The organism is Tepidiforma sp. (assembly GCF_034432735.1).
Taxonomy (GTDB): domain Bacteria; phylum Chloroflexota; class Dehalococcoidia; order Tepidiformales; family Tepidiformaceae; genus Tepidiforma.
The window spans coordinates 1-25,043 of sequence record NZ_DAOUBJ010000091.1; the positions used below are offsets into that span (position 1 = coordinate 1).

28 protein-coding genes are annotated in these 25,043 nt (G+C 70.1%); 12 read left to right on the forward strand and 16 right to left on the reverse strand.

Annotated features, from left to right (window positions below):
- On the reverse strand, nt 1-540 hold a 540-nt coding region (locus VAE53_RS08600), incomplete at its 3' end, for a PAS-domain containing protein (RefSeq protein ID WP_322818965.1).
- Between the two features lie 195 nt (nt 541-735).
- Here VAE53_RS08600 and VAE53_RS08605 point away from each other — a divergent pair.
- Complete coding sequence (locus VAE53_RS08605) at nt 736-1,296, forward strand: DinB family protein (protein ID WP_322818966.1); 561 nt, start codon at nt 736-738, stop codon at nt 1,294-1,296.
- A 59-nt stretch (nt 1,297-1,355) separates the two neighbouring features.
- Here VAE53_RS08605 and VAE53_RS08610 read toward each other — a convergent pair whose 3' ends face one another.
- From VAE53_RS08610 to VAE53_RS08620, 3 genes are read right to left on the reverse strand one after another with little or no spacing between them, the layout of a single operon-like run.
- Complete coding sequence (locus VAE53_RS08610) at nt 1,356-2,735, reverse strand: hypothetical protein (RefSeq protein WP_322818967.1); 1,380 nt, start codon at nt 2,733-2,735, stop codon at nt 1,356-1,358.
- The gene (gene pdxA, locus VAE53_RS08615) at nt 2,732-3,697 is read right to left on the reverse strand and encodes a 4-hydroxythreonine-4-phosphate dehydrogenase PdxA (RefSeq protein ID WP_322818968.1); all 966 of its coding nucleotides are present in this window, start codon (nt 3,695-3,697) and stop codon (nt 2,732-2,734) included. The genes VAE53_RS08610 and pdxA overlap by 4 nt, the downstream gene beginning before the upstream one ends.
- A 25-nt stretch (nt 3,698-3,722) precedes the next feature.
- Nucleotides 3,723-4,910, reverse strand: a complete 1,188-nt coding sequence (locus VAE53_RS08620) for an acyl-CoA dehydrogenase family protein (protein ID WP_322818969.1) — start codon at nt 4,908-4,910, stop codon at nt 3,723-3,725.
- 64 nt (nt 4,911-4,974) lie between these two features.
- Here VAE53_RS08620 and VAE53_RS08625 point away from each other — a divergent pair, with 64 nt between their 5' ends.
- Genes VAE53_RS08625 through VAE53_RS08635 form a run of 3 tightly spaced genes read left to right on the forward strand, consistent with a single transcriptional unit; the run spans nt 4,975 to nt 8,037 of the window.
- Entirely contained in the window at nt 4,975-6,660 is a 1,686-nt protein-coding gene (locus VAE53_RS08625) for an aldehyde ferredoxin oxidoreductase C-terminal domain-containing protein (RefSeq protein ID WP_322818970.1), read from the forward strand.
- A gap of 46 nt (nt 6,661-6,706) precedes the next feature.
- The gene (locus tag VAE53_RS08630; protein ID WP_322818971.1) at nt 6,707-7,606 is read left to right on the forward strand and encodes an enoyl-CoA hydratase-related protein; all 900 of its coding nucleotides are present in this window, start codon (nt 6,707-6,709) and stop codon (nt 7,604-7,606) included.
- Between the two features lie 5 nt (nt 7,607-7,611).
- Nucleotides 7,612-8,037: a PaaI family thioesterase gene (locus tag VAE53_RS08635; RefSeq protein WP_322818972.1), complete on the forward strand. Its 426-nt coding sequence runs from the start codon at nt 7,612-7,614 to the stop codon at nt 8,035-8,037.
- Here the strand turns inward: VAE53_RS08635 and VAE53_RS08640 are convergent.
- The gene (locus VAE53_RS08640) at nt 8,034-8,765 is read right to left on the reverse strand and encodes a hypothetical protein (RefSeq protein ID WP_322818973.1); all 732 of its coding nucleotides are present in this window, start codon (nt 8,763-8,765) and stop codon (nt 8,034-8,036) included. The two genes, VAE53_RS08635 and VAE53_RS08640, sit on opposite strands and share 4 nt — an antisense overlap.
- Here VAE53_RS08640 and VAE53_RS08645 point away from each other — a divergent pair.
- The 3 genes from VAE53_RS08645 to VAE53_RS08655 are packed head-to-tail and all read left to right on the forward strand — an operon-like array spanning nt 8,764 to nt 10,454.
- A complete protein-coding gene (locus VAE53_RS08645) occupies nt 8,764-9,159 on the forward strand; it encodes a nuclear transport factor 2 family protein (protein ID WP_322818974.1) in 396 nt (131 codons plus the stop codon). The genes VAE53_RS08640 and VAE53_RS08645 overlap by 2 nt on opposite strands.
- Before the next feature lie 25 nt (nt 9,160-9,184).
- A complete protein-coding gene (locus VAE53_RS08650) occupies nt 9,185-9,358 on the forward strand; it encodes a hypothetical protein (RefSeq protein ID WP_322818975.1) in 174 nt (57 codons plus the stop codon).
- Between the two features lies 1 nt (nt 9,359).
- On the forward strand, nt 9,360-10,454 hold the full coding sequence (locus VAE53_RS08655) for a glycerate kinase (RefSeq protein WP_322818976.1): 1,095 nt from the start codon (nt 9,360-9,362) through the stop codon (nt 10,452-10,454).
- Nucleotide 10,455: 1 nt separating this feature from the next.
- On the opposite strand, the gene VAE53_RS08660 is transcribed toward VAE53_RS08655, so the two are convergent.
- The gene (locus tag VAE53_RS08660; RefSeq protein WP_322818977.1) at nt 10,456-10,734 is read right to left on the reverse strand and encodes a metal-sensitive transcriptional regulator; all 279 of its coding nucleotides are present in this window, start codon (nt 10,732-10,734) and stop codon (nt 10,456-10,458) included.
- Nucleotides 10,735-10,846: 112 nt separating this feature from the next.
- On the opposite strand from VAE53_RS08660, the gene trxA reads away from it, so the two are divergent.
- From trxA to VAE53_RS08675, 3 genes are all read left to right on the forward strand, one after another.
- Nucleotides 10,847-11,173: a thioredoxin gene (gene trxA / locus VAE53_RS08665; protein ID WP_322818978.1), complete on the forward strand. Its 327-nt coding sequence runs from the start codon at nt 10,847-10,849 to the stop codon at nt 11,171-11,173.
- Between the two features lie 79 nt (nt 11,174-11,252).
- Nucleotides 11,253-12,197, forward strand: coding sequence for a thioredoxin-disulfide reductase (gene trxB / locus VAE53_RS08670; RefSeq protein WP_322818979.1), 945 nt, complete (start codon nt 11,253-11,255; stop codon nt 12,195-12,197).
- 70 nt (nt 12,198-12,267) lie between these two features.
- Nucleotides 12,268-12,567 (forward strand): FmdB family zinc ribbon protein, encoded by a 300-nt coding sequence (locus tag VAE53_RS08675; protein ID WP_322818980.1) that lies wholly within the window; start codon nt 12,268-12,270, stop codon nt 12,565-12,567.
- Between the two features lie 9 nt (nt 12,568-12,576).
- Here the strand turns inward: VAE53_RS08675 and VAE53_RS08680 are convergent, their stop codons facing one another.
- The 10 genes from VAE53_RS08680 to VAE53_RS08725 form a co-directional block, all read right to left on the reverse strand.
- Nucleotides 12,577-13,353 (reverse strand): aldolase/citrate lyase family protein, encoded by a 777-nt coding sequence (locus tag VAE53_RS08680; RefSeq protein WP_322818981.1) that lies wholly within the window; start codon nt 13,351-13,353, stop codon nt 12,577-12,579.
- 38 nt (nt 13,354-13,391) lie between these two features.
- The gene (locus VAE53_RS08685) at nt 13,392-13,937 is read right to left on the reverse strand and encodes a DinB family protein (RefSeq protein WP_322818982.1); all 546 of its coding nucleotides are present in this window, start codon (nt 13,935-13,937) and stop codon (nt 13,392-13,394) included.
- A gap of 72 nt (nt 13,938-14,009) precedes the next feature.
- Entirely contained in the window at nt 14,010-15,332 is a 1,323-nt protein-coding gene (locus VAE53_RS08690; RefSeq protein WP_322818983.1) for a glutamine synthetase family protein, read from the reverse strand.
- A 54-nt stretch (nt 15,333-15,386) separates the two neighbouring features.
- On the reverse strand, nt 15,387-16,733 hold the full coding sequence (gene rimO / locus VAE53_RS08695; protein WP_322818984.1) for a 30S ribosomal protein S12 methylthiotransferase RimO: 1,347 nt from the start codon (nt 16,731-16,733) through the stop codon (nt 15,387-15,389).
- Complete coding sequence (locus tag VAE53_RS08700) at nt 16,733-17,626, reverse strand: helix-turn-helix domain-containing protein (RefSeq protein ID WP_322818985.1); 894 nt, start codon at nt 17,624-17,626, stop codon at nt 16,733-16,735. The genes rimO and VAE53_RS08700 overlap by 1 nt, the downstream gene beginning before the upstream one ends.
- A gap of 89 nt (nt 17,627-17,715) precedes the next feature.
- Entirely contained in the window at nt 17,716-18,540 is an 825-nt protein-coding gene (locus tag VAE53_RS08705; RefSeq protein WP_322818986.1) for an isocitrate lyase/PEP mutase family protein, read from the reverse strand.
- Nucleotides 18,541-18,615: 75 nt separating this feature from the next.
- Nucleotides 18,616-19,515: a 50S ribosomal protein L11 methyltransferase gene (locus VAE53_RS08710; protein WP_322818987.1), complete on the reverse strand. Its 900-nt coding sequence runs from the start codon at nt 19,513-19,515 to the stop codon at nt 18,616-18,618.
- Nucleotides 19,516-19,527: 12 nt separating this feature from the next.
- A complete protein-coding gene (gene dnaJ, locus VAE53_RS08715) occupies nt 19,528-20,658 on the reverse strand; it encodes a molecular chaperone DnaJ (protein ID WP_322818988.1) in 1,131 nt (376 codons plus the stop codon).
- A 52-nt stretch (nt 20,659-20,710) separates the two neighbouring features.
- On the reverse strand, nt 20,711-21,460 hold the full coding sequence (locus VAE53_RS08720; protein ID WP_322818989.1) for a glucose 1-dehydrogenase: 750 nt from the start codon (nt 21,458-21,460) through the stop codon (nt 20,711-20,713).
- 106 nt (nt 21,461-21,566) lie between these two features.
- The gene (locus VAE53_RS08725) at nt 21,567-22,967 is read right to left on the reverse strand and encodes an amidase family protein (protein WP_322818990.1); all 1,401 of its coding nucleotides are present in this window, start codon (nt 22,965-22,967) and stop codon (nt 21,567-21,569) included.
- A gap of 204 nt (nt 22,968-23,171) precedes the next feature.
- On the opposite strand from VAE53_RS08725, the gene VAE53_RS08730 reads away from it, so the two are divergent.
- Both VAE53_RS08730 and VAE53_RS08735 read left to right on the forward strand, forming a co-directional pair.
- Nucleotides 23,172-23,624, forward strand: coding sequence for a CBS domain-containing protein (locus tag VAE53_RS08730; RefSeq protein ID WP_322818991.1), 453 nt, complete (start codon nt 23,172-23,174; stop codon nt 23,622-23,624).
- A complete protein-coding gene (locus VAE53_RS08735; protein WP_322818992.1) occupies nt 23,621-25,042 on the forward strand; it encodes an FAD-dependent oxidoreductase in 1,422 nt (473 codons plus the stop codon). Before VAE53_RS08730 ends, VAE53_RS08735 begins: the two co-directional genes overlap by 4 nt.
- Nucleotide 25,043 lies beyond the last annotated feature (1 nt).

Here is a 25,043-nt window from a genome sequence, read left to right on the forward strand (position 1 = left end):
CCAGGCAGCATCCAGCCCCGTCACCTCGTAGAAGCGCCGATTCGCCCGCAACAGCCGCCCGTCCATCGCCACCACGATGATCCCGAACGGGGCGCCCTCGAACTGCGCCTCCGCCAGCTGGGTGGCCTCCTCCAGCTGGCCGCGCGTGCGAACCAGCTCCGTCACGTCCTGGTAGTGCCAGAGGCGCCCCGTCCGCCCTTCACCGAGCGCCACCGGCCGCGAGTTCATCTCCAGCGCCCGGCCATCCTTCAAGCGAATCAGCCGGTGCAGCACGGCCTCCGGGTCGCGCCGCACAAGCTCCACCTCGGCCAAGAACGCTGCCGGATCTTCCGCCAGCGCCGCAGCCGATGCTCGCCGCTCCTCGGGACGCGGCAGCGCCATCGCCCCGGGCTCCAGCCCCCACATCCGAAGGAACTCCTCGTTCCAGATCACCGCCCGCTCGGCGGCGTCCACGACCAGGATGCCGCCCGGCATCGCCTCCAGCGCACCCCGCAGCAGGGCCGGTTCGGCCTCGTTCCGTGGCTCGCCTCGCGCCCCCATCGCGCCCGCATTATCGGTACCGTCCGACCCCGTTGCATCGGGAAGCTCCCCAAAATTTGGCCCGATGGCCAGCGAACTCCGCCAACCCGCCCGATGCCCCGCCACACGGCAGCCTCGCCGTCCTCCTCCGCGCACGACGAGCCGATCCCCGCGCCATCTGGCACAATCTCCCCACCTTCGCCGAAGCGAGCCCGCGTGACGTCTATCGCCAACCTCCCAGGCATGGGCAATCCGCCCGACACCCCCACCCAGCTCGCCGTCGTCGTCGGCCGCGTCCTCCAGTACGCCCTCCGGGCCACCGATGGCCTCACCGTCGAACAGCTCTGCGACACCCGCGGCGGCCTCACCAACTCCATCGGCTGGGACGTCTGGCACGTCGTCCGCACCATCGACAACATCGTTCACTTCGTCTTCGAACGCGAGCAGCCCGTCTGGCTCCAACACGCCTTTCACGAGCGGTGGAGCCTCCCTCGCGTCGATCAGGGCACCGGGCAGGACCCGCGCGACGCCTACAGCATGCGCTTCCCTCCGCCCGCCGAGTTCGACCAGTACACGCGCGCCGTCGAGGCCGCCGTCGTCCCCCGCATCGCCGCCATGAGCGAGGCGTACCTGCGAGAAGTCCAGGTCATCCGCCCGTGGGGGCCAGTTCCCCGGATCGAAGCCATCCTCCACGGGCTCGTCGGCCACGGCAACGGCCACCTCGGCCGCGCCAGCTACGCCCGCACCCTCTTCGGCCTGCCCGGCCTCCCCTACTGACCAGCCATTGGCGCCCATCGCGAACGGGCGCCGGCGTTCGCAACGCCGAACGTCCCCCGTCAGCCAGAGCGCGGGCCAAGCGCCGCCGATTCGATCGCCGCGAGATTCCGACCCTCGGCCCGCGCCGCCCGGAGCACGTCCGCCGCGAAGAGCGCGATCGCGACCCAGGCCAGCGCCCCCGCCAGCGCAGCCAGGTGCATCCACGTGTCGTACGGGAGCCATCGCGAGGCCAGCCCGGATCCCGCCCGGAGCACCAAAGCCCCCACCAGCAGCCAGAACGGAGCATGCTCCACCAGCCCGGGCTGTCGGCTCTCCGTGCGGGCCACCGCGAACACCGGCGCGATCAGCCGCGCCATCCCCAAGATGAGCAGCGTGATCGGCCCGAGCCCGAAGAGGTGCCTCGCCGCATCGCGCAGCGGAGCCGCCGTATACTCCCCGCTCGCGAGCATCTGCAGCCCGCCAGCTACCATCAGGCCGCCCGCCACCATCCCGGCCAGATTCGCCGCCATCACGAACTTCGCCGCCGGGCGAGCGCGCGGGCGCAGCCGGTGGGCCCGACCCCATACCGCCCCTGCGAAGGGGAGCCCCCAACAGAGGGCCGCGCCCCCCAGCGCCAGGCCCGCTCCGGCCGCCCGGGCGGCGGCCTCGCCAGCCACCATCGTCGAAAACGCGAGGCTCGCCGCCCCACCGTTCAGCAACACGAACGGCCCCCCGAGCGTCCGCATCGTCGGCGGCCTTCGCCCGAAGAAGACCGGCACCGCCCTGCTCTGGACACCCACGACGAAATTGCCGATTGGCCCCAGCATCACCACCCAGGCCAGCGCATCGTCGAACGCAGCAGGGGCCAAGCCGCCGCCGTTCGCCGCCCGGATCCCCCACCGAACCGCCCACGGCGCCCAGAGTAGCCACCACACCGTCCCCGCCACGACGAACCAGCGCCACGCCTCGCTCCCGCGCCGGCCCCGCGCCAGCGCCACCGCCAGCACCATGCCGACGGCCAGGCACCCCGCACCCGTCAGCCAGCCCGTCGCCCGCGCCATCGCCCCCGCCGTCCCCTCGCCCACCCACGGCAGCAGCAATCGGGCCGCAAGCGGCACCAACAACAACCCGAGGAGCGGAACCGTCACTCGCGCCGGCACCGGCCGCCGCCCCACGAAACGCGGCACGATGCGAATCGCCATCCCGGCGACGAACAGCCCCGCCCACCCTTGTAGCTGCAGCCACCCGTGCGCCTGGACCAGCCTCGGGGTGCGCTCCACACCCGCCACCACCTCCGTGGCCGCCAGCGGCATCCACACCGCCAGCAGAAAGCCACCGGCCAGCGCGCTCACCAGCGCCCCCGCCATGTACCCCAGATAGGTGCGGTCCTCCTTTGCCGGCACCGTCGCCGCGCCACGCACCAGCGGCGGCTCAAGCGCAATATCGCCCGCCCTGTTCACCCGCGTCCCTCCTCCGCGAGCCCCGCCCCGCGTGCGAGCCGCGCCGCCAGCAACATCGCCTCCGCCATGCTTTCCGCGTTCGCGATACCCCGCCCGGCGATGTCGAACGCCGTCCCATGGTCCACGCTCGTGCGGATGAAGGGCAGCCCAAGATTCACGCTCACGCTCCGCTCGAAACCGTGCACCTTCACCGCGATGTGCCCTTGGTCGTGGTACATCACCAGCACCGCGTCGAACTCCCCCGCGATCGCCCGGTTGAACACCGAATCCGCGGGGAACGGCCCCCGTGCATCCACGCCTGCAGCCCGGGCATCCTCCACCGCCGGGACGATCTCGTCCACCTCCTCCCGCCCGATGAGCCCGCCCTCCCCCGCGTGCGGATTCAGGGCAGCCACCGCTATCCGCGCCCGCTCCAACCCCCACCGGCAGAACTCCCGGTCCGTCAGCACCAACGCCCGCCGCACATGCTCCCGCGTCACGAATGCGCACGCCTCGCGCAGCGGCTTGTGCGTACTCAAGTGCACACAGCGCAGCCGCCCCGTCGCGAGCATCGTGAGCACCGTCTCCGCGCCGCTCACCCGCTGCAGCACCTCCTGATGGCCCGTCTCCCGGATTCCAGCCAGCGCGAACGCCGCCTTGTTCACCGGCGCCGTCACCATCGCCGCTGCGCGCCCAGCCAGGCACTCCCCAGCAGCGAACTCCACCCAGCGGTGCGCGAGCCGCCCCGCCTGCGCATCCACCTCCCCGAACCGCGGCACGAACCCCGGCGCCGATTCAGGCTCCACCACCTCCACCCCGCCCGCGCCCGCCCGCTCCAACCACGGCGCGAGCACCGACCTGAGCCCCACCACCGCCAGCTCCGCCGCCGCTCGGACATCGGGACGGGCCAGCGCCTTGGCGACCACCTCCGGGCCGATACCGTTCGGGTCCCCCATCGTCACGAGGAGCCGGGGCTGCGCCATAGCGCGAGTATACGGCCGCTGTGGCTCAGCCCTGCTCGTTCTCCAGGAGCGCAGCCCCGCGCCCCGCCAGCACCGTCGCCCGGATCGCCCCGTGCTGCCCAGCCGTCTGGAGGTCGCGCCACACCCGGCCTGCCTCGCTCGCCCGCTGGTTCAGCGCCATGCCGCCGAGCGGCGCGAGCAGGCTGCCCGCTCGCAGCGCGCCGGCCGCCGCAAAATTCGCCCCCAGCGAAAGCCGCGTCAGCGTCGGCTCCGAAGGCCGCCCGACCTCCGCCTCCGCCCACGTCGCCCGCGCCGCATCGAAGAGCAGCGTCCGCCCCGCCTCGACCGTCACCAGCGCCTCCGCCATCCGCGCGCGCACGTCATCCCGCTCGGCCAGCCGCCGCGGCCCACCGTACTCCGCCCGCTCCCGGATCGAATCCGCCACCAACTCGAACAGCCGCAGCGCGATACCCGGGAGCACCGCGGCGGTCGTCGCCTCGGCGAACTCCACGAACGGCACCCGGAAGACCGTGCCAGGGTGCCACGGCTCCCCTTCGAACACCGAGAACATCCGCTCCTCCGGCACGAACGCCTCCACCACCTCCATGTCGTGGCTGGCCGTGCCGCGCATTCCCCCGGCATCCCAGGTTTCGAGAATACGCACCTGCGCCGGCTCGAACGCCATCGCCCGAATCGACGGAGCACCGCCCGTGCCCGGTACCGGCTTCCCGCCCTCCGTCACGATGCAATTCGCCGTGAACGTCGTCGCCCAGGGCGCGCCACTCGCCCACTGCCAGCGCCCGCTCACCCGGAAGCCACCCGGCACCCGTTCCGCCGTGCCACGCGGATTCCCCGAACCTGCGATCACCGCCTCCGGAGGGTCGAACACCGCGTGCGCCGTCGCCTCGCGCATCAGCCCCGCGAACACGCCCCCGCCCGCCCCGATCATCACGCTCCAGCCGAACGAGCCATCGGCCCAGGCAGCCGCCTCGAAGAGCCGCAGACCTGCCTCGAGATCCAGCTCCAGGCCGCCGAACTCCCGTGGCACCCATGCCTTGAACCAACCCCGCTCCACGATCGCCTGGATCGCCTCCGGAACCAGCGCGTTCCGCTCCTCTGCCGCTGCGGCCTGCGCCCGCGCCAGCTCCACCACCTCGTTGCCGATCACCGTTTCCGGGTACCACCAGCGCACGCTCGAAGTATAGACCGCCTCCACCCCGGGAGCCGTCGTCACGCTGACCCTCCCGCCGCGAATTGTGTAGCATGCCCCCGACTGCAACCCCTTCCCCGGAGCCCGCATGGAGATCGATCGCATCGTCCGGGTCGACCTGACCACGGGTGCAATCAGCGAAGAGCGCGCCTCGGAGCGCCTCCGCTACCTCGGTGGCCGCGCACTCGGTGCCGCGCTCCTCCTCGCCGAGACCGACCCCACCATCCACCCGCTCCACCCCGAAGCCCGCCTCTACATCTGCCCCGGCTTTCTCGGTGGCACCGCCGTCACCACCAGCGGACGCACCTCGTTCGTCTTCAAGAGCCCCCTCACCGGCGGAATCAAAGAGGCCAACGTCGGCGGACAGCTCGGCCACCGCCTCGCACGCCTCGGAATCAAAGCCCTCGTCATCTCCGGCGCCTCCACCGCCTGGCAGCGCCTCGAAATCGACCAGGCCGGAGTGCGCCTCGCCCCCGCCGACGACCTCGTCGGGCGCTCCAACTACGACCTCCACCGCCAGCTCGTCGGCGAAGCCACCGGCGCCCGGGCGGCAGCCACCATCGGCCCCGCCGGAGAGCATCGCCTGGCCGCCGCCTCCATCGCCGTCACCGACCCCGAAGGTCGCCCAACCCGCCACGCCGCCCGCGGTGGCCCCGGCGCCGTCATGGGCGCCAAGCGGCTCAAGGCCATCGTCGTCGACGACACCGGCGCCCCGCGCATCATCCCCGGCTCCCGCAAGGACGAATTCCGTCAGCACGTCACCCGCTTCTCCCGCCTCGTCCTCGAAGACCCCCGCACCCACAACCTCTCCACCGTCGGCACCGCCGGCGTCGTCCGCTTCGTCAACCGCGACAACATCCAGTCCATGCCAACCCGCAACCACCGCTACGGCACCTGGGACCGCGCCCACACCATCTCCGGACAACACATCGAAGAGCTCGGCACCACCCGTGGCGGCAAAATGCTCCCGTGCATGGCCGGCTGCATCATCAAATGCGCCATCCTCTTCAACGACGAGCACGGCAACCACGTCACCACCGCGCTCGAGTTCGAAACCATCGCCCTCCTCGGGTCCAACCTCGAAATCGGCCCCGCCGATGCCGTCGCCCAGCTCGATCGCCTCTGCGACGACATCGGCCTCGATACCATCGAAATCGGCAACGCCATCGGCGTCGCCATGGAGGCCGGCCTCCTCCCCTGGGGCGACTGGCAGGCGACCGCGCACCTCCTCGAAGAAGTCCGCGCCGGAACCCCCCTCGGGCGCATCGTCGGCAACGGCACCGTCCACACCGCCCGCACCTTCGGCATCGATCGCGTCCCCGCCGTCAAAGGCCAGGGGCTTCCCGCCTGGGAGCCGCGCACCCTCAAAGGCATGGGCCTCACCTACGCCAGCAGCCCCCAAGGCGCCGACCACACCGCCGGCATGGTCACCGCCCGCGGCGTCAACGCCGAGACCCTCGTCAAACAGAGCCGCCACGAACAGCTCGTCATGATGGCCATCGACTCCGCCGGCGTCTGCCAATTCACCAACGCCCTCCCGGCCGACATCGCGACCTTCGCCAGCGCCCGCTTCGATATCCCCTGCGACGACGAAGCCGTCCTCCGCATGGCCCGCGAAGCCATCGACAACGAACGCGAATACAACCGGCGCGCCGGCTTCAGCCGCGCCGACGACCGCCTCCCTCGCTGGCTCCGCGAAGAGCCCCTCCAGCTCCCCGATGGCCCGGCCACCTTCGACATCCCCGATGCCCTCATCGACGCCGTTTGGGGCTGAACAGCCGTCGACATCCTTCGCCGGCCGCGCCACAATCCCCGCTGCCATGAAGGACTACCGCGACATCCTCACCCGCAAAAACCAGCGCCACGGCATCATCCAGCTCAACCGGCCCGAAAAAATGAACGCCCTCAGCCACAACCTCCGCGCTGAGCTCTTCGATGCCCTCAAAGACTTCGAAGTCGACCCCGACGTCCGCGTCATCATCATCCGCGGCTCCGGCCGCGCCTTCTCCGCCGGCTACGACCTCTCCGGCATCTCCAAAACCAGCGACGACCGCGACTACGTCGAAAAACGTTCCGGCCTCCCCAACGTCGGCCCCATCCACCCTGGCCAAGGGCAGTGGCCCCAACACCTCCTCAGCGGCTACTGGCAAATCTGGGAATGCACCAAGCCCGTCATCGCCCAAGTCCACGGCTACTGCCTCGCCGGTGGCACCGAACTCGCCACCATGTGCGACCTCATGGTCGTCGCCGAAGACGCCATCATCGGCTACCCGCCCGTCCGCGCCATGACCCCCGTCGACATCATCTACCACCCCTGGCACCTCCCCATGCGCAAAGTCCGCGAACTCCTCTACACCGGCGACAGCGTCACCGGCCGCGAAGCCGTCGAACTCGGCTGGGCCAACCGCGCCGTCCCCATCGAGCGCCTCTGCGAAACCACCGAAGCCCTCGCCGAACGCATCGCAAACGTCGATGGGCCGATGCTCCAAATGACCAAGCGCCAGATCAACCGCGTCTACGAGATCATGGGCTTCCGCACCTCCCTCCAAGTCGGCGGCGATATCCAAGAGCTCGGACGCGTCCGGCCCGGCGGCGAAACCTTCGGACGCATCGCCCGCGAAAAAGGCCTCAAAGCCGCGCTCGACTGGCGCGATGGCCCCTTCGGCGATTACGGCTCCGCCCCGCCCGATGCACCCCGGCCTGCCGCCGCCACCTGGTAGCACCCGTGAGCGACGTCCCGCCCCACCTCGCCCAGCGATTCGCTGCCACCGAACTCCACCGCCTCCTCGGCCTCGAACTCACCGAAGCCCGGCCAGGCTTCGCCTGCATCGCCCTCCACACCTCCCCCGCCACCCTCTCCGGCGTCGGTGGCGCCGTTCACGGCGGCGTCCTCGCCGCCATGGTCGATATCGCCATGCTCTTCGCCCTGCACGCCACCCTCGAACCCGGCGACATCCCCAACGGCACCGCCGAGCTCGGCATCACCTACCTCCGGCCCGTCCACGGCAGCCGCGCAACCGCCGAGGCCAGCATCCTCCGGAAAGGGCGCTCCATGGTCTACGCCGAAATCTCCATCTTCGACGAACACCGCACCCTCTGCGCCCGCGGCCGCACCATCTACGCCCTTCGCCGCGCCCCCGAGCCGGCCTAGCCCCCCTCCCCCGCGAACACCGCATCCACCCGCGCCTTCTGCTTCTCCGCCAGCCGAACGAGAAACGCCACATCCTCCACACCGGCTACGCTCGTCGCCTGGATCGCATGGACCACCCGCCCCGTCCGGAAGCAGACCGTCGCATCCACGAACGTTGGCGCCCCCGCATCGTCGAACTGTCGCTCCAGGAATCCGCTCGCCCCGTCGCCGATCGCCGGTACCAAAAGCGGCTCCAGCCGCGCACTCGCCTCGATCGGCAGCCCGCACCCGAACTCCCGCAACGAGCGCTCCGCTGCCCCCGCATCCCCATACAGCGTCGAAATCGCCGTCACCGCCAACACCGGCCCGAGACCGCGCGGCCCGAACAGCGTCACATAGTTCCGCTGCCGCCCTTGCGCCTCCAACTGGCGAAGCTTCGCTTCCACATCGTCCGTCTGGAAGACCGCCGCCCACGCCTCGTTCGTGAACTCGCCAGGGCTCCGCTGCTCGAACCCCGGCGGCAAATCCTCCGGCCGTAGCGCCATCGCCTCCAAATCGTAGGCATCGTCGGCCAACCCATTTGGGTAGCGCGTCCCCTCCGAGCAGCCCATCGCCACCAACCCCAGCCCCCCGACGAGCGCCCCCAGAGCCAGCCAGCGCATCACGATGTGCCCTTCCTCAGCGTTTGCCCTATCGTACGCCAGCAGCCGCCCGCGTGGCGCCCCTACACCCTCCCGGAGGCCCGACATGCCACTCTCCGTCGAAGACCACATCGCCATCCAGGGGCTCTACGCCCGCTACAACCACGCCATCGATTCCGGAAACGGCCCCGCCTGGGCCAACTGCTTCACCCCCGACGGTACCTTCACCTCTGCCACCGGCACCTTCACCGGGCGCGAGCAGCTCGAAAGCTTCGGCAACGCCTTCGCCACCCGCATGAAAGCCCGCCACTGGACCAACAACCTCGTCATCGAAGGCGACGGCGCCACCGCCAAAGGCACCTGCTACCTCATGCTCCTCCGCCTCGCCCCGGGCGAACAGCCCCCCGCCAACATCCTCGTCACCGCCATCTACCGGGACGAACTCGCCCACACCGCCGAGGGCTGGAAATTCACCAGCCGGACCGTCGTCGGCGACGCCTGAACGACCCGCTCGCGCGCCGCGGCCGATGAAGTCCCTCCTCGCCTTCGCGATCGTCACCTTCTTCGCCATCACGATCGTCATGGCCGCCGTCTTCCGGAACCAACGCGCCCGCGAAACCCTCCGCTTCCTCCGCAACGTCGCCTACGGGTACATCATCGCCATCCTGCTCATCGCCGCCTGGCGCCTGTGGTTCAGCTAACGTGCGCATCCTCGTCGCGCCACAAGAGTTCAAAGGCTCCCTCGCCGCCGACGAAGCCGCCGCCGCGATCGCCGCCGGCATCCACGACGCACGCCCCGCCTGGCAGATCGACCTCCTCCCCCTCTCCGATGGCGGGCCCGGCCTCCTCGACGCCCTCCGCCGCGCCGTCCGCGCCGATACCGCCGCCGCCGTCGTCCACGACCCGCTCGGCCGACGCGTCCTCGGCCGGTACCTCCGCCTCCGTGAAAGCGGAGCAGCCGTCATCGAAGCCGCCCAAGCCAACGGCCTCTTTCATCTCCAGCCCCACGAGCGCGACGCCCTCCGCGCCGACAGCTTCGGCGTGGGCGAGCTCATCGCCGCAGCCGCCGCCGAAGCCCCCTCCGCCCTCCTCATCGGCGTCGGCGGCAGCGCCACCACCGACGGCGGCGCCGGCGCCCTCCGCGCCCTCGGCGCCCGCTTCTTCGATGCCGCCGGGGCAGAGCTCCCGCCCGGCGGGGCTCCGCTCGCCCGCCTCGAACGGATCGCCTGGCACCCGCCCCCCTGGCTCGGCGCCTTCCCCATCACCGTCGCCACCGATGTCACCTCACCCCTCTGCGGCCCCGCCGGCGCCGCCCGCCTCTTCGCGCCCCAGAAAGGCGCCTCGCCCGCCGAAGTCGAACTCCTCGAGGAGGCACTGGAGCGCTTCGCAGCCGCCACCCGGCGCCTCACCGGCATCGACCTCCGCACCCTCCCCGGAGCTGGCGCCGCCGGCGGCCTCGCCGGCGGCCTCCACGCCTTCCTCGGCGCCACCATCGCCAGCGGCTTCGAAATCGTCGCCGCCCTCACCCGCTTCCACGAACGGCTCGCCGCCGCCGACCTCGTCATCACCGGCGAGGGCCGCTACGACGAACAATCGCTCGTCGGCAAAGTCACCGGACGCGTCGTCGAGGCAGCCCGGGCGACCGGCCGGCCCGTCGTCATCTTCGCCGGCCAAGCCACCCTCCCCGGCGCTCGCACCCTCGCCACGCTCGAACCGGACCCGACCCGGTCCATCCAGCTCGCCGCGCCCCTCCTTCGCGAACTCGCCGCCGCCTGGGCTCGCGAGCAGCCCGACTGAATCACCCCGGCGGCCCGCTGTGCCGGCTCCACAGCCGCAGCGTCTCCCGCAGCGCCTCCCGCGTCCGCTCGTCCACCTCCGACCCACCCAGGACACAATCGTTCAAGTGCCGCTCCAGAACGAGCTGCCCCGCCCCCTCCAACCCCGAACGCGCCGCCAGCAGCTGCGTCAGCACATCCTCGCAGCAGCGCTGCTTCTCCAGCATCTTCCGCAACCCCCGCACCTGGCCCTCCACCCGAGCGAGCCGGTCCAGCAGCCGCTTCATCTCCTCCTCGTTCATCGGTGCCACCTCCGGAGGGCTTGACTCATTATACCCCTAGGGGGTATATTCACACCACCGGGACAGCACCGCAAGCCCCGCGGAACCCACCTCCCGAAGAAGGAACACCGCCATGACCGAAGTTCGCGAAGTCACCGATGCCAGCTGGGAGAACGACGTCGTCAAGTCCGAACTCCCCGTCCTCGTCGATTTCTGGGCGCCATGGTGCGGCCCCTGCCGCATGGTCGCCCCCATCGTCGAAGAGCTCGCCCAGGAATACTCCGGCAAAGTCAACTTCCTCAAGATCAACACCGACGAAAACCCCATGGTCCCCGCCAAATTCGGCATCCGCTCCATCCCCTCCCTCCTCATCTTCAAAGGCGGCGAACTCAAAGGCACCATCGTCGGCTTCCGACCCAAGAGCGACCTCAAAAAACGGCTCGACGAGGCACTCGCCTGACGGGCAACCCCACCAGCCGTCCCATCCCCAGCGGCCGCGCAGGCAACTCGCGGCCGCTCGTTCTCCCCGGAGCCGCACCATGAGCGACTACGACATCGCCATCATCGGCGCCGGCGGCGCCGGCCTCACCGCCGCCATCTACGCCGCTCGCGCCCGGCGCAAAACCATCGTCTTCGAAGGCAAAGTCCTCGGCGGCCAGATCGCCACCACCGACATCGTCGAAAACTACCCCGGCTTCCCCGACGGCATCAACGGCTTCGACCTCGCCCAGCGCATGTTCCAGCAAGCCGAAAAATTCGGCGCCGAATTCGCCTACGAGCCCGTCGACCGCCTCACCCACCTCCCCGACGGGGGCTTCCAAATCGCCACCTCCGAGCGCACCATCACCGCCCGCGCCGCCATCGTCACCGCCGGCGCCGACTACAACAAACTCGGCGTCCCCGGCGAAGCCGAATTCACCGGCCGCGGCGTCTCCTACTGCGGCACCTGCGACGCCGCCTTCTTCGTCGGCAAAGAGGTCATCGTCGTCGGCGGTGGCGATTCCGCCCTCGATGAAGGCCTTTTCATCACCCGATACGCCAGCACCGTCACCGTCGTCCACCGACGCGAAACCCTCCGAGCGAGCGCCATCCTCCAGGAACGCGCCTTCGCCGAACCGAAAATGCGATTCCGCTGGAACACCGTCGTCGAAGCCATCGAAGGCACCGATAGCGTCGAACGCGTCCGCCTCCGCAACCTCGTCACCGGCGCCGTCGAGACCCTCCCCATCGACGGCGTCTTCATCTTCATCGGCCAAACCCCCAACAACCACCTCCTCCGCGGCCTCGTCCAGCTCGACGCCGGCGGGCACGCCCTCGTCGACCTCGACATGGCCACGGGCGTCCCCGGCCTCTTCGTCGCCGGCGATCTTCGAACCAGAGCCGCCCGCCAGCTCGTCAGCGCCGCGGGCGACGGCGCCACCGCTGCCATCAGCGCCGAACACTACCTCACCACCCTCGACGCCAGCCCCGAGCGCCACGGATAACGCGCGGCCGCCCCGCAAAAATCCACCGCCCGGCCTTCGCATCCCCTCGCGCAGCCGTTAGGATCCCCCCATGCCGCTCTACGAATTCAAGTGCGCCAAGTGCGGGTCCATGACCGAAGTCTTCACCCGAACCGTCCTCGCCCAGGTCGAACCGCCCCCCTGCCCCCACGCCGGCGGCGAACGTGGCCACGAAATGCGACGCGTCGTCAGCACCTTCGTCCGCCACCAGACCCTCAAGGACAAAATCGCCGAGGCCGAAGCCAAATACGGAAAAGAAGTCGACGCTGCCATGGGGCCCGCGCCCGACGTCGGCCGCTACGCACGCCGCTACGAACAGCTCGCCAAAGACCTCCCGCCCGAACCCGACTGACGCCCCACCCTACTCCCCGATCAGGTGACGCAGCTTCCGCGCGGCCTCCGCGTCGATCACCTCGTCCTCGAAGCGCGCCACCCAAGCCCCCTCCGCACGCGCCGCCTCGTACGCCTCCACCGCCGCGTTCGCCCGATCCTTCACCAGCCTGCCGGGCGCGAAAGCCGAATTCGCCGCCGTCACGTACCGCGCCGACGGCAGGATCGCCCCCGCGAAGCCACACTGCGCCAGGTACGTCAGCTCCAGCCCATCGCTCGTCACCAGCGGCGAAATCCCCAGCGCGCGGCAAACCGCGACCACCTTCCCCCGCGCGTACGCAAGACGGTCGCCCCGCTGCTCCGGCCGCACGCCGAGGTCGCGCGCCAGCCGCTCCGCATCGAGCACCAGCCCCCCGACCCGCGGCGCCGCCATCGCAATCAGCTCCGCGTGGAGGAGCCCCCGCGCCGTATCGATCACCGGGAACACCCGCGTATCGCCCGGCTCGATACCCCGCCGTAGCTCGAACTCTCGCAGGTAGACCGCTGCATCGCGCACATCCTGCGGCTCCACCGCGTGCGGGATGAGCACCCCGCGGACCAGCGGGCTCAGCAGCGCATCCAGATCGTCGCGCAACAGGCGCGTCTTCGGGTGGTTCACCGTCACCAGTGCCGCCTTCTCCGCCTGCCCCGCCGCCCCGAGCACCGCTGCCACCTGCTGGCGCGCCTCCACCAGCGGCACCCGGGCATCGGCCACCGTCAGGAGCAACGCATCCGCCCCCGAGCCGAGCGCCTCCTGTGCGACGTCCAAGCCGCCGCTCCCGACCGCCACGATACTCCGCAGCTGAATCACCTCGTGGCCCCGCCCCCGATGTACCCACCCACGATCAAGGGCGGCGGCTCCAGCGCTGCCAGATGGAGGTCCTGCACGAGCCCCATGATCCCCTGCAGGTGGTCCAGCGCGTGCCGGTACATCACCTCCGCGATCCACTGGCACGTCAGCGGGCCCCAACGCGTATCCGAGCGGAAGCGGGTCCAGGTCGCGTCGCCCATCGTTCGGAAGATCGCCAGTTCCTCGTCCCGCATCCGCTGGATATCCGCCATCACCTCCCCCAGCGGCTCGGCCGGGTCGTATCGCCGCTCGCGCCACTCCCGGCGCGAATAATCCCGCGGGTCCAGCATCTCCGGCACCGTCGCCCACCGCAGGAGCGGCAGGTACACCTCCTGCTCCATATCGCGCAGATGGCACAGGTGTTCATGGATCGACCACTCCCCCGTATCCGGGCGGTAGTGCCATTGCTCCTCCACAAGCCCGCGCACCACCCAGGCAATGTCATCCGTGATCGAACGTAGTCGTGCCGTCAATTCCGAACGGTAGCTCCCGATTTCGCTCACGTGCGCCTCCATCCCCCGCAGACGCCAGTCTACGCGAAATCGATCACCGATGCGAGCATTTCCTGCCCCGAATCACAGAATCGGGAGATATTCCTGCAGCTCGAAATCCGTCACGTGCCGCCGATACCGTTCCCACTCGATCCGCTTGTTCGCGATCAGGCTCTCGAACACATGCTCCCCCAGCGCCTCCCGCAAAAACTCCGACTTCTCCGCCACCTCGATCGCCTCGATCAACGAGCCCGGCAGCATCTCGATCCCCCGCGCCGCCCGCTCCGCCGGCGTCATCTCGAACACGTTCTCCTCCACCGGCGGGGGCAGCGGTCGCTCCTTCTCGATCCCGTCCAACCCCGCCGCGAGCATCACCGCGAACGCCAGGTATGGATTGCAGGCCGCATCCGGCGAGCGGTACTCGATCCGCGTGTGAATCTCCTTCCCCGGCTTGTACTCGGGAATGCGAATCAAATCGCTCCGGTTCCGCCGCGCCCAGCTCAGGTAGACCGGCGCCTCGAACCCCGGCAGCAGCCGCTTGTAGCTGTTCACCCACTGATTCGTCACCAGCGTGATCGCCCGCGCATGATGGAGCAGCCCCGCGATGTACCCCTTCGCCACCGCGCTCAGATGGTACGGGTCGTCCGCATCGAAAAACGCATTCCGCTCGCCCCGAAAGAGCGACTGGTGCACATGCATCCCGCTCCCGTTCACCCCCTCGATCGGCTTCGGCATGAACGTCGCATACACCCCGTTCGCCGCCGCAATCTCCTTCACCACCAAGCGATACGTCATCGCCGCGTCCGCCATCGTCAGCGCGTCCGTGTAACGGAGCGTAATCTCGTGTTGGCTCGGGGCCACCTCGTGGTGGCTGTACTCCACCTCGATGCCCATCGCCTCCAGCGTCAGCACCGTCTCACGGCGCAAGTCGCTCCCCGCGTCGCTCATCTGGTCGAAGTATCCGCCCCGATCCAGCGGCACTGGCTCGCTCTCCGACCGGAAATAGAAATACTCCATCTCCGGGCTCACGTAGAACGTGTAGCCCAGGTCGGCGGCACGCTTCAGCTGCCGCTTCAGCACGAATCGTGGGTCCCCCTCGAACGGCTCTCCCCCCGGGTACGTAATGTCGCAGAACATCCGCGCCACGCTCGCTTCCTTCGGCCGCCACGGCACCAACTGGAACGTCGACGGGTCCGGCTTCGCCACCATGTCCGATTCATCGATGCGCGCGAACCCCTCGATGCTGCTCCCGTCGAAGCCCATCCCCTCCTCCAGCGCCTTCTCCAGCTCCTCCACCGTGATCGCAAAGCTCTTCAGCGCCCCCACGATATCCGTGAACCAGAGGCGAATGAACTTCACCCGATGCTCGCGGCAGGCGGAAAGCACATACTCGGCAGACTCGTTCATGCGCGCTGACTCCTGGGCGCGGTTCGCCGCCTCCCCCAGTCTACCGGAACCGTGTTACGGAGAGATTGCCTTCCGGCCACCCCGTCCCCGGCCGCCCCGAACCACCCTCCCGAACAGGTCGTATTCCCCCGCGTCCTCGATGGCGACCGGCACCCGCTCGCCAGGTCGCGCCCGCCCCCGCGCGAACACCAGGCCATCCACCTCCGGTGCCTCCCGATACGTCCGCCCCGCAACCACCGGGGCCCCGTCTTCGTCCTCGCCCGTGCCCTCGACCAGCAGCTCCAGCGTTCGCCCCACGAACCGTGCCGCCCGCCGCGCCGAGATCGCCTGTTGCTGCACCATGAACCGTTCGCGCCGCTCCGCCTTCACCTCCTCGGGTACCTGCTCGTCCATCCCGTAGGCATCCGTCCACTGCTGGCGCGAATACGTGAAGCAGCCCGCATGGTCGAACTCCACCGCCCGCGCGAACGCCAGGAGCTCCTCGAACTCCGCCTCCGTCTCCCCCGGGAACCCGACAATGAACGACGTTCGCAACACCACCTCCGGCATCGCCTTCCGTAGCTCGTCGATGAACCGGTACACCCGCTCCAGTTGGTGTGGGCGCTTCATCCGCCGCAACACGGCCTCGCTCCCATGCTGCAGCGGCACGTCGAGGTACGGCACCACCCCAGGAAGCTCAGCCATCGTCTCGATCAGCTCAGGCGTCACCCGGCTCGGGTAGGCGTACATCAGCCGCAACCACGTCTCCGGCCCCACCGCCTCGCTCAACAGCCGCAATAACCCGGGCAGCCCGCTCCCCACGCGCATCCCCAGGTCCTCCCCCCAGGCCGTCGTATCCTGCCCCACCAACACCAGCTCCTTCGCGCCCGCCCCCACGAGCCGCTGTGCCTCCTTCACGAGCAGCCCCGCCGGCGCCGACCGCAGCCCACCCTTGATCTTCGGAATCACGCAAAACGTACACGGCGCATCGCAGCCATCCGAGATCTTCAGGTACGCGCTCGGCCCCACCACCCGCACATTGCCCTCCGGGATGTCGTAGATCGCCCCCGGGTCCACCTGGAGGAGCCGCGCGACCTCTTGCCACTGCCCCACCCCAAAGACGTGGTCCACCGCCGGCGTCGCTTCCTTCACCTCCCGCCCGTACAGCTGCGTCATGCAGCCCGCCACGATCAGCGTCTGCCCCTCCCGCTTCTGCGCCGCCAGCGTTCGAATCGCCTCCATCGACTGCGCCTGGCTCTGCTCGATGAACCCACACGTATTCACGATGATCGCGTCCGCCTCTCGCGGGTCCGCCACCGGTACGAGCGCTCCCCCCTCCAGCAGGCGCGCCAGGTGTGAGCTATCGACATCGTTCTTCGGGCACCCCAGCGTCACCAAGTGATACGTCTGCGGTGCCACCATCACGGACCCTCGCTCACCACGATTTGGACCTTCGAACCAGGTGCCATCTCCACGTCCGGCGCTGGCGATTGGTCGATCACCGTCCCCGCCGGCTGGTTACTCTTCACCCGGGCCACCAGCGGCTCGTAGCCTGCCTCCCGGATGGCCGCCACAGCCCTGCCTTCGGGCACACCGCGGAGATCCGGCACGATGCCCGGAGTCACCGGGAGGCCGCTCGGGCCCGTCGGCGTCGCCCCCGCAGCCGCCGTGGCCGTCGGCGTCTCGCCCAGCGACCCCGGCGGCGCCGAGCCGTCGCCACCCGCCAGGCTCGCCAACAGATAGGCCACGAAGACAACCCCGAGAATCGCCACGATCGCCACGATCGCGATGAACGCCGACCGCGTTTGCGCCGCCGGGTCGGTCGCGATCCGGCGCGCCGGCGCGGGCACACCGATATCCACACCGATCACCGGCTCCCGCTCCGCCGCCGCCGCCCGCCACGGCGGCACAGGCCCCCGTCCGATCACCGGTTCCTCGTCCGGCGCGCGCGGTGCGGGCCGCGGGGCCCCGCGCGTCGGCTCCTGGCGCGGCGCCGACCGCCACGCCGGCCGCGAGGCCGATACCGGACTCACCGGCCGGTCCAAACTCGGCCGCTCAGGCTCAGCCCCCCGCCCGTAGGGATCCTCGTCCTCCCGCGGGAACATCGCCAACATCTCCTGCGGGTCCAGCCCCAGGTACTGCGAGTACGACCGCAAAAACCCGCGCGCATACACCGGCGCAGGAATGATGTGGAACTGCTCCGCCTCGAGCGCCGCCAGATATCGGCGGGAGATGCGCGTATCGCGTTCAGCGTCTTCGAGCGTCAACCCGCGCGCCTCCCGCGCACGCGTCAACAAGCTCCCGAGTTCACCCATAGGCCGTCGTGCCCCCTGCGGGGTAAGCCGAACGTATCAGGTTCCACCCCTAAACGGTAGACGAACGGAAACTGCCCTATCCGTCCGCGTCATCCGGCCGTGCCCTCGTCCAGCAACTCCGTCACCCACTCGACCCCCGCATCCTCACCGAGCCGCACCCGCCCCGTTTCCCGCAGCTCGCGCAGCGCCGCCCGGAAGTCCTCGAAATGGCGAAGCATCACGCCGAGGTGAAGGTAGAGCCGAAACCCCAACGCCGCCGCCTCCTCCGGCGTCACCAGCCACGTATTCAACACGAGCGGTAGCCCTCCGAGCTCCTCCGCTGCCCACGCGATCGTCTCCCGATCCTTCAGCCCATCGAGAAAAATCAAGTCCGCCCCTGCTGCCGCATACCGCCTCGCCCGCTCCGCCGCCGCTGCCCGCCCCAGCGGCGCCAGCGCATCCGTCCGCGCGATGATGACCGTCGCCGGGTCCTGCCGGGCAGCCACCGCCGCTCGCACCTTCAGCTCCATCTCCTCCGTCGGGATTACCCGCTTCCCCTCCAGGAAGCCACACCGCTTCGGCCACTCCTGGTCCTCCAGATGGAGCGCTGCCACCCCCGCCCGCTCGTACCGCGCCACCGTTCGCGCCACGTTCATCTCGTTCCCATAGCCCGTATCGGCGTCCGCGATGACCGGCACATCCACCGCTTCCGCGATCCGTGCGGCATTCGCCGCCATCTCGCCCAGGCCGATGAGCCCCCGGTCGGGGAGCCCCCACGAAGCAGCCGTCCCGAACCCGCTCATGTACACCGCACGAAAGCCCGCTGCCACCGCCAGCCGCGCCTGCAGCGCGTCGAACACGAACGGCGCCACCACCAGCCCCTCGGCGAGCAGCGCGCGGAGCCGCGCACCGGGCGAGCCACCGCGCCCGTTCATCGTTGCACGCCCCGCCGATTCGAACCCACCATCCCGCCCGGATTCTCGAACCACCCGTCGCCCCTGTCCACCACCTCAGCCCGCCCGCCGAAGCAATATCGCTGCCCAGTCACGCTCGAGCCGCGTCGCCACCTCCACGAACCCCGCCCCAGCGCAGGCCGCGACCACCCGCCCGACATCCGGCTCCAACACCCCGGAGAGCAGCAGGCTGCTCCCTGGGCGGACCGCCCGTTCGAAGGCCGGCACCAGGCCGATGTTCGCCTCGGGGCTGATGTTCGAAACCACCAGGTCGTACGGCGCCCCCACCTCCTCCGGCTCCAGCCGCCCGGCCCGGACCCGCACCCGCCCGTCGACGCCATTCACCGCGCAGTTGTGGATAGCCACCTCCGCCGCCACCGGGTCGATGTCGATCGCGTCCACCTCCGCCGCCCCCAGCTTCACCGCGGCAATCGCCAAGATGCCTGAGCCCGTGCCCACGTCGAGCACTCGCATCCCCGGCCGCACCACCTCGTCCAGCATCCCCAGACAGAGCCGCGTCGTCTCGTGGTGCCCCGTCCCGAAGGCCTGCCCCGGATCGAGCCGGATCACGATCTGCCCCGGAGCCGCCTCGTGTTCCACCCACGAGGGCACCACCACCACCCTGCCGCCCGTCTCCACCACCCCGAAGAACTCCCGCCACGACACCGCCCAGTCCTGCTCGAAAATCGGCCGTGCGCTCAGCTCGACCGATGGGTAGGCCTCCATCGCCCGGCGGAGATCGTCCACCAGCACCGCGCCGAGCTCCGAGGAGGGCAGATAGCAACGAATCGCCACGGGCTCGCCGCCCCGCACGCGAAATCCCTGCTCCGGCCCGAGGATATCGACCGGCTCCTCGATGGCGATCCCACCGGGCGAAACCGCCCGCACCAAGTCGGCCACCTCGTCGACGAGCCCCGGTGGCGTCTTCGCCGTGATTTCGAACCAGAGGTGCGTCACGTCCGCTCCGCCTCAGCCCGCCATCGCATCGCGGAGCCGCTCGAAAAAGCCCTTGTGCCGCTTCGGCAGCGTCGGCGTCCCCATCGTTTCCGCCAGCTCCTCGAGCAGCTTCCGCTGCTGGTCGGTCAGACTCTCCGGCACCACCACCGTCACCCGAACGACCATATCCCCCCGGCCCGTCCCCTGCAGCCGCGGCACCCCCTTCCCCCGGATCACGAACTCCTCGCCGCTTTGCGTTCCAGCCGGGATTTCGAACTGCATCTCCCCATCCAGCGTCGGGATCGTCACCTCTGCCCCGAGCGCTGCCTGGGCGATATTCACCGGCAAATCGAGCACGATGTGGTCGCCCACCCGCTCGAAGCGCTCGCTCGGCGCCACGCTGAGCACCACATAGAGATTGCCCGGCTCGCCGCCCCGTGGCCCCGCCTCTCCCTCGCCGGAGAGGCGAATCTGCACCCCGTCGTCCGCGCCTGCCGGCACTTTCACCACGATCCGCCGCGTCTCCCGCGTGCGCCCGCTCCCCCGGCAGGCCACACAAGGGTTCGTCACCACTCGCCCCTCGCCCTGGCACCGCGGACAGGTCATCACGTTCACGAACTGCCCGAAGAAGCTCTGCTGCGCCCGCCGGATCTCCCCCACACCGTTGCACTCCGGGCAGACGACCGGGCTCGTCCCCGGCTCCGAACCGCTCCCGCCGCAGACGGCACACCGCTCCAGGCGCTGATACTCGATCTCCTTCTCGCAGCCGAAGACCGCCTCCTCGAACGTGAGGCGCAGGTTGTAGCGGAGGTCGCTCCCGCGCTGTGGACCGCGCCGCCGCCCGCGCCGGGCCGCACCGCCGAAAAACGCATCGAAGATATCGCCGAACCCCTCGAAATGGGCGAACCCATCGAAACCGGCGGCACCTGCGCCGCCCTCCACCCCCGCGTGCCCGAAGCGGTCGTACATCGCCCGCTTCTGCTCGTCGCCCAACACCTCGTACGCCTGGTTGATCTCCTTGAACCGCTCGGCAGCATCCGGCGCCGGGTTCCGGTCCGGGTGGTATTCCATCGCCAGCTTCCGGAAGGCCCGCTTGATCTCCGCCTGGTCCGCCGTGCGCGGCACGCCGAGCACCTCGTAGTAGTCACGCTGACCGGTCGCCATCGATTAGCAGTGTAACAAATCGAGTGCTAAGTACCCGGCCAGCTCCGCCACCTCAGCGCGCCACGAACCCCCCGTCCACCGGCAAGGCCGCCCCCGTTACGAACGACGACTCGTCGCTCGCAAGAAAGAGCGCCAGCGCCGCCACCTCCTCCGGCCTCCCCAGCCTTCCCACCGGCTCCAGCTGCGCCAGCTGCGCCTGCGCCTCCTCCGACGCACCAGCGAACCGCTCCACCATCGGCGTCAGGATCACACCCGGACAGATCGCATTCACCCGGATGCCCTGCGGCGCGAATTCCAGCGCCGCCGTCTTCGTCATCTGCACCACCGCCCCTTTCGAGGCCGTGTACCCGATGATATTCGGAAAGCCCACGAGCCCCGCCACCGACGCCGTATTGATGATCGACCCGCCGCCCGTCTCCAGCATCAGCGGGATGCCATACTTCATCCCGAGGAACACCCCCTTCGCGTTGATCGCCAGCACGCGGTCGAACTCCGCCTCCTCGTAATCCGGCGTCAGCGCCTGCGCCCCTTCGATACCCGCGTTGTTGAACAACACGTCGAGCCGGCCATAGAGCGCCTTCGTCCGCTCCATCATCCCCCGCACATCCGCCGCCTTCGAAACGTCGACCGTCATCGCCGCCGCCTGCGCAGGGCCGATTTCCATCGCCGTCGCCGCCTCCGCACCGCTCACGTCGGCGCACACCACCTTCGCACCTTCCGCCGCGAACAGCTTCGCCGCCGCCTTGCCGATGCCCGAGCCCGCGCCCGTCACGATCGCCACCTTGCCATCCAGTCTGCCCATGGTCGCTCACCTCCAACGAGAATTCCCGCCCATGGTGGCAGAACCCGATGAACAACGGTCAGCCCCATCGGACGTCGCCGAGCTCCCCCATCGGCCCGAAATCGCCCTACTCTTGCCCCGGGTACCGCCACGGACTGGCCGCCTCGTACGCCGCGCTCACCCCGAGGAGCAGCGCATCGGCGAAGCGCGGCGCCACCGCCTGCAGCCCGACCGGCAGGCCATCCTGCGCCAGCCCCGCCGGAAGCGACGCCGCCGGTAGCCCCAGAAAATTGAACGGATAGGTAAACGGGATGAATCCCGCCGGCCCGACCTCCCTCCCACCGATCACCGACGGCGGCGGCCCCTCCGCCGCGAACGCCGTCGCCGCCGTCGTCGGCGTCAGCAACAGGTCGTACCGCTCGAAAAACCGCGTCATCGACCGATTCACCTGGTGGCGCTCCTCCAGCGCCCGAGCCACATCCAACGCCGTGAACTGGCGCCCCACCTCGGCGAACCGACGGAAACCCGGCTCCAACAGCCCCCGCTGCTCCTCCGTCATCGTCTCGACCAAATACGTATCGCCCGCCGCCGCGATCGTCATCCACGCATCCAACGGGTCGCCGAACCCCGGTGCGGCCTCCTCCAGCTCCGCCCCGACCGCCGCCGCCAACCGCTCCGCAGCCGCACGCGCCACCCGCGCGACCTCCGGATCGACCGCCGCGTATCCCAGGTCCGCGCTCCAGGCCACCCGCCGGAGCCGCGGCGCCGGCCCGAGCACCGCCGCCTCGAACGCCGTCCGACCGTCGAGCACCTCCGGATCGTCCGGGTGTGGCCCCGAGGCCACGTCCAGGTATCGCGCCGCGTCCCGGACCGTGCGGGCCATCGGCCCCAACGTCGAAAAATACCCCCACGTCGGCGCGTGCGCCCCCGCCCGCGGGACCCGGTGGGCCGTCGGCTTGATCCCGTAGCACCCCGTCATCGCCGCCGGAATGCGGATCGACCCACCGCCGTCGCCAGCCGTCGCCAGCGGCACCATCCCCGCCGCCACCGCCGCGCTCGATCCCCCGCTCGATCCTCCGGGCGTCCGCTCCGGATTCCACGGGTTCCGTGTCGGGCCCCACAGCCGATTCTCCGTGAACCCCTTGTAGCCGAACTCCGGCGTGTTCGTCTTGCCCACCACGATCGCACCAGCCGCCCGGAGCCGCGCCACCTGCACCGAATCCTCCTCCGCCACCTGCCCCGCGAACGCCCGCGACCCGAGCGTGAACAGCAACCCCTTCGCTGGCTCGAGATCCTTCACCCCCAACGGCACCCCCGCCAGTGGCCCGGGATCCTCCCCGGCGGCCACCCGGCGGTCGATCGACTGAGCCTGCGCCAAAGCACCCGCCTCGTCCACCTGAATGAAGGCATTCAGCGCCGGATTCAGCTCACGGATGCGGGCCAGCGCTCGTTCCGTCACTTCCAACGCCCGCCACTCGCCCCTGCGCACCCGCTCCGCGATCTCCCACGCCGGCGTCCAGCGGTCCATCGAAGTCCCCTCCTTCCCGAGCGGTGCCCGCCCGGTCGGGCGAATTGTAGCCATCCGACCGCACATGCGCGGGCCCACCGGGCCCTCCCCCTCCCCGCCCGCAAGCGCGACACTGACGCCGTGGGGAGATCCCCGATTGCCGAGGGATTGCTGGCTGTGCTCTCCTGCATCCATCACCAATCGCCCCGGCCGGAGGCCGCCCCCATGAAGCTCGCAGAAGTCCTCGCCACCAAAGGCTCGGCCGTCGCCACCATCCCCGCCGATGCCCCCGCCGCCGATGCCATCCGCACGCTCGCCGCACGGAACATCGGCGCCCTCGTGGCCACCAACCCCGCCGGTGGCGTCGCTGGCATCGTCTCCGAGCGCGACATCGTGCGAGCCATCGCCGCCGGCCTCCCCGTCCACGAAATGCCCGTCGCCGCACTGATGACTGCCGACGTCATCTGCGGCGCCCCCGACGACGACGTCGAACCCGTCCTGGCCGCCATGACCGCCGGCCACTTCCGCCACCTCCCCGTCGTCGCCGACGGACGTCTCGTCGGCCTCGTCACCACCGGCGACCTCGCCCAGGCGCTCCTGCGAAGCCTCGCCGGCCGCCTCGAAACCCTCGAAATCCGCCTCGAAGCCGAAATCGACCAGTACGGGGTGGGCCGATGAGCCCGCCCGGCACCCTTCGCCTCGCCGTCATCGGCTCCGGCCCCGCCGGCATGTACGCGGTCGAACACCTCCTCGCCGAGCCCGATATCCAGCCCTCCATCGATATCTTCGAACGGCTCTTCACCCCCTACGGACTCGTCCGCGCCGGCGTCGCCCCCGACCACCAGAAAATCAAAGGCGTCACCCGCACCTTCGAACCCCTCCTCCACGACCCCCGCGTCCGCCTGTTCGCCAACGTCGACTACGGGCGCGACATCACCCTCGACGACCTCCGCAGCCACTACCATGCCATCGTCTTCGCCGCCGGAGCCCAATCCGACCGCCACATGGGCATCCCCGGAGAAAACCTGCCCGGCTCCCTCCCCGCCACCGCCTTCGTCGCCTGGTACAACGGCCACCCCGACTTCTGCACGCTCCAGATCGATCTCCAAGCCGAGGCCGCCGTCGTCGTCGGCATGGGCAACGTCGCCATCGACGTCGCTCGCATCCTCGCCCTCACGCCCGACGAGCTGCGCCGCACCGACATGCCGGACTACGCCATCGAAGCGCTCGAGGCTAGCCGCATCCGCGAGATCCACGTCCTCGGCCGGCGCGGCCCCGCCCAGGCCGCCTTCACCACCCCAGAGCTCAAAGAGCTCACCATGCTCCAAGGCGCGGCCCTCCAGATCCGGCCCGAAGAAGCCGAGCTCGATTCGCTCAGCGCCGCCCTCGTCGAGCGCTCCCCCGACCGCACCCTCGCCCGCAAGGTGCAACTCATCCAAGAGATCGCCGCCAACCCCGTCCCGTCCCGTCCCCGCATCATCCACCTCCGCTTCTGCCTTGCCCCGCTCGAACTGCTCCCCGGCGCGAGCGGCACCGTCGCGGCAGTCCGCTGCGCCCGGACCCGCCTCGTCCCGACCCCCGCCGGCGGCCTTGCCGCCGAGCTCACCGGCGACGAAGAAACCCTGCCAGCCGGCCTCGTCCTCCGCAGCGTCGGCTATCGCGGGCGCCCCCTGCCCGGCCTCCCCTTCGACGACCGCCTCGGCATCGTCCCCAACACCGCAGGACGCATCGCCGACCCCGCCGGCAGGCCGCTTCCTGGGCTTTACGTCACCGGTTGGCTCAAGCGCGGCCCCACCGGCGTCATCGGCACCAACAAGCCAGACGCGGCCGAAACCGTCCACTGCCTCCTCGAAGACGCCGCCGGCGGACGGCTCCCCGCCCCCGTCGACCCTTGCCCGGCGGCCATCCCAGCCCTCCTCCAGGCCCGGGGCGTCCGCTACCTCACCTGCGCCGATTGGCAGCGCATCGACGAGCTCGAACGGGAAGCCGGCGCCCGCGAAGGCCGCCCACGCGTAAAGTTCACCTCCCTCACAGCCGCCCTCGCCGCCCTCGCAGCCTCACCCACCACCGCGAGCCCGCCCGCTCAAGGCGACTGAC